This window comes from Robertmurraya korlensis NBRC 107688, assembly GCF_001591645.1.
GTDB lineage: Bacteria > Bacillota > Bacilli > Bacillales > Cytobacillaceae > Robertmurraya_A.
In genome coordinates, this window is the sequence record NZ_BCVH01000005.1 from 108,640 (window position 1) to 122,004 (window position 13,365).

Sequence of the window (13,365 nt, forward strand, 5' to 3'; positions counted from 1 at the left end):
TCACCTTATTAGTCACTTGATAGTCATTTTCGGCCGATATACTAAATCGTATCAAGGACGTAATGGAGGGACAGGATGGAAATTTTACGAATAGAACATTTATCTAAGGTGTATGGAAAAGGAGAAACAGCGGTTAAGGCGCTCGATGATGTGTCTTTTTCCATTAATAAAGGGGAATTTGTGGCCATTATTGGGCCATCGGGTTCAGGGAAGTCTACATTGCTACATCTTCTAGGTGGTGTCGATAGACCATCAAGCGGGAAGGTATTTGTTGATAACACAGATATCTATGAGCTCAATGAAACACAGCTAGCCATTTTTCGAAGAAGACAAATCGGCCTAATCTATCAATTTTATAACTTGATTCCTATTTTAACAGTGGAGGAGAACATCACGCTTCCTCTCCTCTTAGATGGACATAAAGTAGATAAAAAACAATTTGAAGAGATTGTGAGTATTTTAAATATACAAAATCGATTGCTGCACCTGCCTAATCAGCTTTCGGGTGGTCAGCAGCAGCGTGTGTCCATTGGACGTGCATTAATTAACAATCCAGCTATTATGCTAGCAGATGAACCAACCGGTAATCTAGATAGTAATAATAGTGAGGAGATTATCGATTTATTAAAGAGATTTAATAAAACGTACCAACAGACGTTGATCGTCATTACCCATGACGAGCGAATTGCCCTACAGGCTGATCGTGTTATTGCAATAGAAGATGGCAAGATCACCAAGGATGAGGTGATTCGTCCGTGAATATTGTCAACAAGCTCACCGTTAGGCATTTGAAGCAAAATAAGAGAAGGACCTTGGTCACCATCATTGGTGTCATTATTTCAGTCGCGATGGTCACAGCGGTAACGACACTAGGAGCCTCTTTCTTAGATTTATTAAAAAGACAAGCTATCTCAGATGATGGGGAATGGCATGTTGTCTATGAGGATGTAAATCAGAAGCAAATAGAAACGATTGAGTCCGATTCGGAAACAAAAAAGCTAGTTCTCTCGAGCGATGTTGGCTACGCTCCGCTTGAGGGAAGTCAAAATGCCTACAAACCTTATTTATTTGTAAAAGCCTTTAGTGCAGAAGGATTCAAACAGTTTCCGATTGAGCTTAGCGAAGGTCGGTTTCCAAAGAATGAAAATGAGATTATCATCAGTGAGTCCATTGAAGATAACGGCAAGGTGAAATTCAAGCTAGGTGATCAGCTTTCTTTGAATGTTGGAGATCGTGTGTTGGTAGACAGTGAGGGCAATTCAACAGAATATGATCAACAAAGCGGTCTTCACACGATGGATGGAGAGATAATTGAAGAGCTTCTAAATCAGAAAATGCATCAATATACGATTGTAGGAATGATGGAAAGAGTGTCGTGGGAACCAAACTGGGCTCCTGGTTACACAGTGATCACTGCGATTAATGAGTCAATGCTGGATCAGAGTGATTCTGTTAATGCAGTGGTTATTTTGGAAAAGGTAAAGAGAGACTTATTTAAACATGCAGAGCAGCTTGCGAAAGAAAATGGTATTTCAAAGGTTGATTTTAATAGTGAATTGCTTCGCTATTATGGAGTATCAGACAATGATAAATTAAACCGAACATTATATTCGTTATTAGCGATTATTATGACTGTGATTATGATTGGTTCGGTGGCGCTTATATACAATGCCTTTGCGATTTCTGTCTCCGAGCGAGCACGTCATTTAGGGATGCTTTCTAGTGTGGGAGCAACAAAGAGTCAAAAAAGAAACTCTGTCTTTTTTGAAGGTGTTATCATTGGTTTGATTAGTATTCCAATCGGCATTTTGTCAGGAATTGGAGGAATCGGTGTTACTTTTTTGTTCATTAATCAGTTCCTTGAAGGAGCGCTTGGTATATCGGTATCACTAGAGTTAACCATCACAGCGTATTCCATCATAGGTGCAGTTCTTGTTTCCATGATGACGATCTTTATCTCTACATTTATACCAGCAAGAAAGGCTTCTAAAATAACCGCTATTGATGCGATTCGTCAAACAGCAGATATCAAGCTTACCGGTAAGACAGTTAAAACTTCCAAATTCATCCGTCGTATGTTCGGAGTGGAAGCGGAAATTGGATTGAAAAATTTAAAACGGAACAAGGGCCGATACCGGGTGACTGTTTTTTCTCTAGTAATCAGTATTGTCCTATTTTTATCCGTTTCGTTTTTTACCGATAGCTTAAAAAAGTCTTTATTACTTTCCCAGAATGGAATTACCTACGATATTCAGGTTGGCGCTTCAAGCGGTTTAACTTCTAATATGGAAGAGACTTTTGAACAGATACGGACACTCCCTGATGTGACCAATTCTAGTATGATGAAAAGGCTGGATCTGGCAACGGAATTGGAGGAGGGAAAGATTCCAGATGAATTTGCAGAAACATTGGGGATTGAGAATGGGAAGGCTACGTACTACATTGGGTTAATTGGTCTCGATGAGAAAAGTTTAAAACAATATGCGGAACAGGTGGGGGTTGACGTTGGTCTTTTGACTGACAAGGATCAGATTTCGGGTATTATTGTTGACACCATTACTTATCAGGATGGGGAGACAGGGAAGTTTATAGAAACGAAGGCTATAAAAACGTCAGTCGGTGAGAAGGTGGAATTGCTTTTCGAAGATTTTAACACTGGTGAGAAAATGCCTTTAGAGAACCTTGAAGTGGCTGGGTTAACGGATCAGTTACCTATGGGAGTATACTCAGCAGGACCTGGTGGACTTAATATCATTGTTTCTGATCAAGTCATGGATCAATTGGTGAATGAGAAGGTAGCAGACAATATACAGACCGAACTCTTTTTAATGTCAGATGACCCGATGAAGACTCAACAGGAAATTGAGGATATGAAAGAGTTCAATCTCTCTGTTTATAATGTCTACCAAAGTAGACAGCAAGAAGAACAGATTGTGATGTTACTGTCGATTTTTACGTATGGTTTCATTGTGCTCATCACAGCCATTTCCATTGCGAATATTTTCAATACGATTTCCACAAGTATTTCCTTAAGGAAGCGGGAGTTCGCGATGCTGAAATCAGTAGGAATGACCGCAAAAGGCTTTAATAAAATGATTAGCTATGAAAGTATTTTCTATGGATTAAAAGCCCTGTTATACGGCTTGCCGATTAGTATGGGGATCATGTTCCTCATTTATAAAGGGACCATGAATAGTTTTACCTACCCGTTTTGGATTCCGTGGCTTAGTCTTGGAATATGCTTTATCTCGGTATTTGTAATTGTCGGCTCAGCCATGCTGTATTCCCTCGCGAAAGTGAAGAAGGATAATATTATTGAGGTATTGAGGCAGGAGAATATTTAGATTAAGGAGATGAACATGGCATGGGGCGATGTTCATCTTTTTTTATAGAGGGGAGCGCAAGTGAATTTATAGAATCGCAAATAAAATTCGGGAATCGTAAGTAAATTGATAGAACCGCAAAATAAATCCCAGAATAGAGCAGAATATGAACTAACCAACACAAAAACCCACTAATAATCAAGTTTCCCTCTTCATTCCACGCGTTTTATTAGTCCATTAGACTCGAAAATAATTAAAAATCTACCATCCCTACGAATACAACAAATCCAACCTGCATCATTCAAAGTCAACAACAATATTTTACCAAAACAAACATTTTCTACTTGCTAAACTAGTAAACTACCGTTACTATTAAATTTGTATTATCTAGATATAGGTATATAAAAGTTAAAGTTTAACTATATATTGTGTTGTTGCCTTAAGATAAGATGCCATATGGCTTAATTGGGAATCTGGTGAGAGACCAGAACTGCCCCCGCAACTGTATATGCTGACAAAATGAACAGACCACTGTGTAGATTGCTTACCATTGTAGGTGCCTAAATGGGAAGGGTTCAAAGTAGAATGAGGCATAAGTCAGGAGACCTATCTTACTTAAGCTGTTTCAACTTCTTCGGGGATTGGGAAGATGAAACGATGGCGACAGAAGACAAAATAGATAGTAATGTATTTTTGTCTTTTGCTGAAATCGTTTCATCCGCTCAAGGACCTATGAGCGGTTTTTTTATTTTCAGGAGGGACATATATGACAGTAGTAGATTACCAATCAGAATATCATTCCGTAATAAAAGCGATTGAAGAGTGTTCTTCAACGTATCAATTAGACGCAACTGAAATTACAAGAATGGTCAATGAGTTAGAAGCAGCAGGAAAAGAAGTAAATCAACAGGCTTTATTTTATTCGTTAAATAAGATTGCAATGGACCAACCAGATTGGACGTTTGTTGCTGCTCGTATATACTTAGCTGATTTATACAAACAAGCTTCAAAAAATCGAGCTTATGATTCATCACGTACATATGGAGATTTTTATGAGTTAATCGTTACTTTAACAGAAAAGGGAATCTACTCTCCGAAGCTACTTCAAATGTATACAGAGGAAGAGATAAAGGAAATAGCAAAGGCGATCAGTCCAGAGCGAGATGAGCTATTTAACTATATTGGATTATTTCTTTTCGCTGATCGTTACCTAGCGAGGGACCATGACAGAAATGTGTATGAACTTCCGCAAGAACGATTCTTGGTCATCGCGATGACGATTATGATGAATGAGGCGAAGGAAAAAAGAACGGAGCTAGTTAAAGAAGCTTACTGGGCATTAAGCCATCTATATATGACAGTCGCAACACCAACTCTATCAAATGCCGGTAAGAGCTTTGGTCAGCTTTCGTCATGTTTTATTGATACAGTAGATGATTCATTAGATGGTATTTATCTAAATAACTGGGATATTGCTCGCTTGAGTAAAGAAGGCGGCGGTATCGGAATCTATTATGGAAAGGTTCGAGCGCTCGGTTCTGATATTAAAAGATTCAAGGGAATGTCTTCAGGGGTAGTACCTTGGATCCGCTTGATTAATGATACAGCCGTAAGTGTCGATCAATTAGGTCAAAGACAGGGAGCGGTTGCGATCTACTTGGATGTATTCCACAAAGACGTGATGAATGGCTTCCTTGAACTAAAGACCAATAATGGGGACGAGAGAAGAAAGGCTCATGATATTTTCACAGGAGTCACCATCCCCGATTTATTTATGGAAAAACTTCAAGAGAAGGATGAAACCGGCAGAAGTGTTGGAGAATGGCATACATTCTGTCCGCACCAAGTGAAGCAGCTGATGGGCTGGAAGGACGAGAACGGAAACCCGCTTGGCCTTGAAGACTTTTATGATGAAAAAGATCGAAAGTATTTTACGGAGAAATACGAAGAAGCAGTTAATCAGCCATTACTCCCAAGAAAAACCTATCGTGCGATGGATATTATGGCGAGAATTATGGTGGCGCAGCTAGAGACGGGTACACCTTATATGTTCTATCGCGATGAGGTAAATCGACAAAATCCAAACAAACGTGGGGAAGGTAGAACGTCCATTTACTGTAGCAATCTTTGTACGGAAATTGCCCAAAATATGTCGAGTACAACGATAGTAAAAGAATACAAGGACGAAGATGGCAATCTAGTCATCGTGAGAAAGCCAGGCGAGTTTGTTGTATGTAATCTTTCTTCTATCAATCTACCGAAGGCTTATCGTGCGAATGAGCTTGAACGGTTAATAGCGATTCAAGTCCGTATGCTAGACAATGTGATTGACTTGAATACCATTCCAGTCGGACAAGCTGAATTAACGAATCAAAAGTATCGTGCCGTAGGTCTAGGTACGTTCGGATGGCATCATCTATTGGCGTTACAATCTATCCATTGGGAATCAGAGGAAGCGGTCCAATTTGCGGATGAGCTATATGAAGATATTGCCTATTATACGATTCAAGCTTCTATGGAGCTTTCAAAGGAAAAAGGGGCATTCAGCCAATTTGAGACGTCTGAGTGGGCTTCAGGGAAATACTTCGAACGAAGAAATTACACTTCTGAGCGTTGGAGTGAGCTAAAGGAACAAGTAAAGACAAACGGTATTCGTAATGCTTGGCTGATGGCGATTGCTCCGAATTCATCCACAGCGAAAATTGGTGGATCTACAGATGGGATTGATCCGTTGTACGCGGTTGAATATGCGGAGGAAAAGAAGAACTTTAAGTTTAAGGTAACGGCACCTGACTTGAATCACCGCACATACACGTACTACCGAAGAGCAAGACATGAATTAGATCAAGTATGGAGCATTCGTCAAAATGCTGCACGTCAGCGTCATATAGATCAATCTATTAGCTTTAACATTTATGTAAGACATGACATTAAAGCGAAGGATCTGCTCAATTTACATGTGGAAGCATGGAAGCAAGGGCTGAAAACGACTTATTACGTGAGAAGTACTTCACAGTCTGAAATTGAAGAATGTGAAGCTTGTCATAGCTAATTGTTGGAGGAGAAATATATATGTCAATTAATGAACCACTAAATAAAATCAAGCTGTTGAACCCGACTTTTCCAAACCGTTCAACAGGCATTATTAACGGAAAATCTTCTGGTCTATTAAACTGGAATGATATCGCCTACCCACAAATGTATGATCTATATCAAACCTTGCTTTCGAATTTCTGGAAGGCACAGGAAATCAATATGCAGGATGATATCAAGCAATGGGATTCTTTATCTGCTCACGAAAAAGATATCTTCCTAAGAGTAAATACGCAGCTTGCGTCCCTTGATAGTCTTCAAACACCAACAATGAGTCAGGTGCTTGATTATGTATCAGATTCAAGCTTCAAGGCTATATTTGCTGTTATCGCTCAGCAAGAGGCTGTTCATAATGAGTCGTACTCGTATATTTTAAGCTCATTGGTTCCTGTTAGTGAACAAAATGCTCGCTTTGACCAGGCGAAGGATGATCCGATTGTACAAAAGAGAAACCAGCTGATCTTGGATGCGTATGAAAAGTTCCGTTCACATCCGTCTGCTCAAAATCTCTATGAATTAGGGATTAACTCCATTATTTTAGAAGGGATTTACTTCTATGCGGGCTTTGCGTTTTTCTACAATTTGGCCCGACAGCAAAAAATGCTAAAAACTAGTACGATGATTAGCTATATCCAACGTGATGAGATGCAACATGCGTATTTTATTTCTCAGTTTGTTCGTATTATGTTAACGGAAAACCCAGAGTTAAATAATAAGGAAAACATTCAATATGCTTACGATCGTATCAAAGAAGCAGTTGATTTAGAGAAAGAATGGGCTGAAGAAATATTAAAAGAGATCAACGGAATTGATTTGGAAGAGTTCGGACAATATGTAGAGTATTTGGCGAATAAAAGACTCCGTCAATTGGGGCTAGATCACCTTTATGGTGATCGTGACAATTCTATGCCATGGATCCAAGTGTTTAGTGATGAAATGATCAATGAAACAAAATCAGACTTCTTTGAGCAGAAATCACGTACGTATACAAAGGTGACGCAGTCAAATGGCTTTGACGAATTATAATACAAAGGTCGCTATTGTTTACTCATCGATTACAGGGAATACAGAAGAACTAATAAACTTGCTATTTAGCTATTTACAGTCTTATTCAGTTACTGTAATGAAGGTGAAAATAGAGGATTTTAACTTGCAAACCATCAGTGAGTATGATGCCATCATTATTGGAACATACACATGGGGGAATGGAGAAATCCCAGTTGAAATGAGATCCTTGTATCGTGAAGTTGAACGACAAAATGTAGGGCATCTTGTTACGGGAGTCGTTGGTACAGGTGACCGTTTCTATCCTCATTTTTGTGGGGCGGTAGATGAATTTAGAGACATGCTTTATGTGCATACAATCTTAACAGCTACCATGAAGATTGAATTAACCCCTCAGCAGCAGGATCATTCAAAATGCGAGAAATTTGTCCGTCTTCTTATGGAACGAATGATGGGGCAACGAACGGCATAAAATCGAGCACTAGGTGAATAGGCCTAGTGCTTTTTCTATACTTGAGAAGGCTTTTTCCTCTTGCTCCTAGAATTAAATGGTAAGATTATCAAATAAGGGGGTGATCACTTGTTAGTTTATACCCGGGTCATTATGTTCTTTTTATTAGGTATGGTTTTCTTTAATGATGTTCCTAAAGATAACCTTTTCTTAAAAGGGTACGTCATTTTTGCTGTTATTCTTTTCGTGTGTAATCACTTTCTCATCATATCGGGAAGATTTGGAAGCATCTCGTATTATCTCATTTTATTCGATGGGCTTTTGAGCTTTTTGTTTGGGATATTCTTTCCTCATATGAACTTGTATTTAATATTATTTGGGATAGTAGCCGTTACATTAACGATTCATGAATCTAGTAAAATTCGATTGTGGATTGGTATTGCCATGTTTTTGGTTTCTTGGGGAGTGGTCATGGTCTACAGTGAAAGAGTCATGGGAGAGTGGGCTGTCTTCGAGAATTTGATAAGCGGCTCGTTTGTCGGTTTTGGAGCAGTGGTGGGGAGTTTAATTCGAAAATTATATGATGCTCAAGAAACGATGGATACACAGTATAAGCAATTAAATGAGTCACATGTCGCCTTAACAGATGTACACGAACAATTACGCCATTATTCGGAACAAGTAGAAAGCTTAACAACCATACGCGAACGAAATCGGATTGCAAGAGACATTCATGATACGGTGGGACACAAAATGACAGCCTTGATCGTACAATTGGAATTGGCTCGTGAGCTACTCAAGTTAGATTCCAGAAAAGCAGAAGACACTTTAAAGACCTGTGACAATCTAGCAAGAGGGGCCCTGCAGGAACTGCGATTTTCTGTACGGACCCTTCACGAAGAGGAGGGGGAGGAGTATCGGTTCATTCCGGTGATACGAACGATGCTCAATGATTTCCGTGAGTCCACTCAATTGGAAGCGAAGCTGAGTGTTTCTGGAGATCCTGCTGTCGTTCCTATTTCCCTTCAACCCACTCTTATCCGTGTCATCCAGGAATCAGTCACAAATGCTAAGCGCCACGGAGGTGCCACTATTTGTCATATCAAACTGAACTGCTCGGCAGAAGAAATTTTATTAATGATTATCGATAATGGGATGGGAACCGGATTGATTACTAAAGGATTTGGATTAATCAATATGAAGGAACGCATTGAAGAGCATGGTGGGTCTGTGACCTTTGAAAGTAATGAAGGTGAGGGATTCTGCGTAAAGGTGCAATTCTCATTAGTAGAAAGAACATGGATTGCGGGGAAAAAAGGATGATAAAAGTAATCATTGTAGATGATCAACCACTTATAAGGGATGGACTTTCAACATTGCTTGGACTTAGGGAAGAGCTTGAGGTAGTTGGAACGGCTTGCGATGGTGCAGAGGCATTTGAAAGAGTGAAGGAGCTTCACCCAGATATTGTCCTTATGGATATTCGTATGCCAGGAACAAGTGGGGTAGAGGGAGCAGGACTGATTACAAAATATACAACGGACACTAAAGTTCTTATGTTAACGACGTTTAAGGATCATGATCTTATATTTGATGCCCTTGAAGAGGGAGCGAGTGGGTATTTATTAAAAGATATGCCTACAGATACCATTGTTCAGGCGATAAAGACCGTATACGCTGGGGGAATTGTGTTGCCACCGGATATAACTTCCCAAATGCTTAAGGAATTAAAGAAAACAAAGGAGCTTGAACATGGAGCTTGCTCAGAGGTACCTAAGGAAGTGGAAGAGCTAACCGAACGAGAGGTAGAGGTGTTGCGTGAGCTCGGTCTTGGACTTAGTAATAAGGAAATGGCTGAGAAGCTTTTTATCACAGAAGGTACAGCAAAGAATCATGTTTCTAATATTATAAGTAAATTAGGGGTAAGGGACCGAACACAGGCTGCCATATTTGCCGTAAGATATGGAATTACTACCTTTTAAAAATAAATGCACATGACTTTTAGCATATGGGAATCGATTAAAGACCTTTTTACAGGTCTTTTTTTCATGCCCTTATATCTATCTTGTGCTACATGGAATGATCTTCCTTTATCGCTAAGATAAGGGTAGTTAGTAAGGGAAGGAGTGAATCACATGCTTCAAGTAGAAAATGTGCTGAAAAGCTATGATAAAAATGAGGTTGTTCGAGGGATTACCTTTGGTGTCCATAAAGGGGAGAGCTTTGGTTTACTTGGTCCGAATGGAGCGGGGAAATCCACAACAATAGGAATGATTTCAGGCATTATTACCCCTGATAAGGGAGAAATAAAAGTGGATGGTTTATCGATAAAGAAGAACGCATTGGACATCAAAAGGAAAATTGGGGTAGTACCGCAGGAAATTGCCTTGTATCCAACATTGTCAGCAAAGGATAATTTAATGTTCTGGGGGAAAATGTATGGATTAACTCGGAATGAGGCAATTAAGCGGGCTAATGAAGTATTAGAATATGTGGGATTAAGTGAGCGCGCAAAAGAGAAAATTGAAACCTTTTCCGGTGGCATGAAGCGACGAGTGAATATTGGTGCGTCGCTTATGCATAAACCGGAGCTTTTAATTATGGATGAACCAACGGTCGGAATTGACCCTCAATCGAGAAATCATATTTTAGAAACGGTCAAAGAACTTAACAAAAATGGCATGACGATTATTTACACAAGTCATTACATGGAAGAGGTTGAATTCCTATGCAACCGTATTGGAATCATTGATAAAGGAAAGATGATCGCCCTTGGAACAAAGAAGGATTTGTTTCAACGTTTAGCAGAGGGAACGGTCATAAAAGTAGGTGTCAATAAATTGGATGAGTTATTTTTAAACAAAGTGAAGGAGATAGACGAAGTAGGGAAGGTGATTCCACGCCCTGAGGACCTTACTATCGAAATATTCGTTACGAACCATCAAAAGGTGGTAGGTGAAATCATTACACTTGCTGTACAGGCAAATGTAAATGTCCATTCATTGGAAGTGAATGAACCTAACTTAGAGAGCTTATTCCTTTCATTAACAGGAAGATCTTTAAGGGACTAGGAGGAGAGAAAAGTGAAAAAGAGTCTTCTAATTGCCTGGAAGGATTTCACCATTCGTGTAAAAGATCGAAAAGGATTTGTTACGCTGCTGCTAACTCCGCTACTATTAACGGCTATTCTTGGGTTTGCTTTAAACTCCGTAATGGGTGGAGAAGGAGGTTTCCCCGAAACAAAAGTAGGGGTTTTTGTAAGCGATGACGATGATCTAGCAGAGGCTTTTGTGTCGGATGTCCTACCAACTATTGTCTTCGTGAAAATAAAAGAAAGTAAGAGTGAAGAGGAACTAAGAGAGCTACTTACTGAAGGGAAAGTCGATGTTGGGATCCTCTTTCCGAAAGAATGGAGCAGTGGGGTGAATCAAGGGATCTTAAAGAGTGTTACATTACTAGAAAAACCGGATCAAAGGACCAAAACCGCTGTGATCGAATCTATGCTGAAATCGTATAGTGAGCAGGTTCAAATACATGCAGTAACGACGTTGACCGTAATGAACGATTTAAGTGCTTCGGTTACAGCCTCTACCAGTGAAATAAATATGAAGCAAGTAGCATCAGAGATTCAGTTAGAGCTTCAATCAATAAGTGGAGGGGAGCTAAAGGAGGCATCTATTGGTGAGAAAAACGTTGGGTCGATGCAGTATTATGCGGCAGCGATGGCTGTGATGTTTTTAATGTTTAATATGACACTGGGTGCGAAATCTTTTTTACAAGAACGAACAACGGAAACACTCAAACGCTTATCGATGACACCGACTGGAAAAGCATCGATCCTATTGGGGAAATTTTTAGGAACTCTGTTTTTTTCTTTTATCCAATTTATTGTCTTTTTTGGAGCAACCTCCACCTTTTTTAAAGTGGATTGGGGCTCTAACCTCTACCAGGTGATAACGGTTGGTTTCTGTTATTCCTTTGCCGTTTCAGGACTATCTATGACGATCGCTGCGTTTGTTAAAGAGGAGAAAACAACCGACGTCATTAGTAGTATCGGTATACAAATTCTTGCTATTTTAGGAGGTTCCATGCTACCCATTTATTTATTTCCGGAGGGACTGAAAACAATCGCTAGCGTGACTCCAAATAAATGGGCTTTAACAAGCTTCTTAGACATTATGTCGGGGACTACTTGGAGTGAATTGTTTCCAGCCATTTCAATTTTATTATTGCTAGGATTTATAACCCTTGCCCTTGGAACATGGAAGCTTAAAACAAACTAAAGGAGGGAGATTCGTGAGGAAGATTGTAACGATTTGTGGTCTTGAGTTTAATAGATTATTAAAAACGAAACAAAGCTACGTTGTTATGTTTTTGATGCCACTTCTATTTACATTTATCTTTGGCGGCCTATCATCAGGGGAGAGTTCGGAAAAAGCAAAAGTACTACTAGTTGATAAGGACCATTCATCTCTTTCAAAGGAATTTACACATCAACTCAAAGAATTGAATAGTCTTTTTACAATAGAAACGGTCAACGAAAGTAAGATGAATGATTTACTTGAGTCAAAAAATGTGGCTGCAGCACTTGTGATTCCGCTTGGATTTGAAGAGGAGATTAAGGCGAAGAAGGAACCAGAAATGACATTCCTGACCATACCCGAGTTTACTTCAAGTGGTCCAATAAAAGAGGTAGTGGGAAACCAGTTAATGAAGCTTCGCTTAATAGTGTCAGCTTCCTCCGAATGGAGCCGATATAGTGGGGATGAATGGCACGTAATGTATGAAAAAATAGTATCTAATGCTAGTGAGACTTCATTTCATATCAAGAAAATGAATGTAGAAGAGAAACGTTCTACAGTTGATATCAATGGAGCATCAATGGTAGCACCAGGTTTTTCAATTATGTTTGTCATGATTATGATTATGAGTGTAACAGGAACGATATTAGAGGCGAGGAATAATGGGGTGTGGTCTCGTTTGCTGATTGCTCCGGCATCTCGATTTGAAATAGCGGTAGGATACTTGTTGTTTTTCTTTATCATAGGATTTATTCAGTTCTCCCTATTGATTATTGCTACTCATTATTTATTTGGAGTCCATTGGGGCGATCCTCTGGCATTATTATTACTTATGGTGGCATTATTGTTAACGGTTGTCGGAATTGGATTACTCATTGCTACCTTAGTAAAAACGGTGGAGCAACAGGCTGCCATCGGGAATGTCGTCGTCGTTGCCACCTGTATGATTAGCGGAGTGTATTGGCCATTGGAAATCGAACCGGAATTTATGCAAAAGATAGCGCAATTCCTACCGCAAACATGGGCAATGAGTGGATTTACGGAACTACTAACGAATGGAGGGGGAGTAGTAGACATTATTGATACTATTGGTTTGTTATTTGGTTTTGCAGTCCTATTGTTAGTGATTGGAATTAGTCGAGTCAAGTTTGAGTGAATATATATGAAAAAGGCCCGTTTGTTTACTCAAATG

General features: G+C 39.5%; 10 protein-coding genes and 1 riboswitch. All 10 genes read left to right on the top strand.

The genetic code is table 11. The features are described 5' to 3' along the window. Positions 1 to 75: 75 nt before the first annotated feature. The 10 genes from BKO01S_RS09505 (at position 76) to BKO01S_RS09550 (ending at position 13,329) form a co-directional block, all read left to right on the top strand. Positions 76 to 759: an ABC transporter ATP-binding protein gene (locus tag BKO01S_RS09505; protein WP_066052356.1), complete on the top strand. Its 684-nt coding sequence runs from the start codon at positions 76 to 78 to the stop codon at positions 757 to 759. Then, on the top strand, positions 756 to 3,344 hold the full coding sequence (locus BKO01S_RS09510) for an ABC transporter permease (protein WP_066052359.1): 2,589 nt from the start codon (positions 756 to 758) through the stop codon (positions 3,342 to 3,344). Before BKO01S_RS09505 ends, BKO01S_RS09510 begins: the two co-directional genes overlap by 4 nt. Positions 3,345 to 3,753: 409 nt before the next feature. Continuing rightward, positions 3,754 to 3,950: riboswitch (cobalamin riboswitch) on the top strand. A gap of 139 nt (positions 3,951 to 4,089) precedes the next feature. Next, the gene (locus BKO01S_RS09515) at positions 4,090 to 6,375 is read left to right on the top strand and encodes a ribonucleoside-diphosphate reductase subunit alpha (protein WP_066052362.1); all 2,286 of its coding nucleotides are present in this window, start codon (positions 4,090 to 4,092) and stop codon (positions 6,373 to 6,375) included. Positions 6,376 to 6,395: 20 nt separating this feature from the next. Beyond that, a complete protein-coding gene (locus BKO01S_RS09520; protein WP_066052364.1) occupies positions 6,396 to 7,442 on the top strand; it encodes a ribonucleotide-diphosphate reductase subunit beta in 1,047 nt (348 codons plus the stop codon). Then, positions 7,423 to 7,893 carry a flavodoxin domain-containing protein gene (locus tag BKO01S_RS09525; protein ID WP_066052367.1) on the top strand — a complete coding sequence of 157 codons (471 nt, stop codon included), beginning with the start codon at positions 7,423 to 7,425 and terminating at the stop codon, positions 7,891 to 7,893. The genes BKO01S_RS09520 and BKO01S_RS09525 overlap by 20 nt, the downstream gene beginning before the upstream one ends. Positions 7,894 to 8,001: 108 nt before the next feature. Then, the gene (locus tag BKO01S_RS09530; RefSeq protein ID WP_066052370.1) at positions 8,002 to 9,195 is read left to right on the top strand and encodes a sensor histidine kinase; all 1,194 of its coding nucleotides are present in this window, start codon (positions 8,002 to 8,004) and stop codon (positions 9,193 to 9,195) included. After that, positions 9,192 to 9,854, top strand: coding sequence for a response regulator (locus tag BKO01S_RS09535; RefSeq protein ID WP_066052371.1), 663 nt, complete (start codon positions 9,192 to 9,194; stop codon positions 9,852 to 9,854). Before BKO01S_RS09530 ends, BKO01S_RS09535 begins: the two co-directional genes overlap by 4 nt. Positions 9,855 to 10,007: 153 nt before the next feature. After that, positions 10,008 to 10,943, top strand: a complete 936-nt coding sequence (locus tag BKO01S_RS09540; RefSeq protein ID WP_066052374.1) for an ABC transporter ATP-binding protein — start codon at positions 10,008 to 10,010, stop codon at positions 10,941 to 10,943. 12 nt (positions 10,944 to 10,955) lie between these two features. Continuing rightward, entirely contained in the window at positions 10,956 to 12,155 is a 1,200-nt protein-coding gene (locus BKO01S_RS09545) for an ABC transporter permease (protein ID WP_066052377.1), read from the top strand. A 13-nt stretch (positions 12,156 to 12,168) separates the two neighbouring features. After that, on the top strand, positions 12,169 to 13,329 hold the full coding sequence (locus tag BKO01S_RS09550; protein WP_066052380.1) for an ABC transporter permease: 1,161 nt from the start codon (positions 12,169 to 12,171) through the stop codon (positions 13,327 to 13,329). Positions 13,330 to 13,365: the final 36 nt, after the last annotated feature.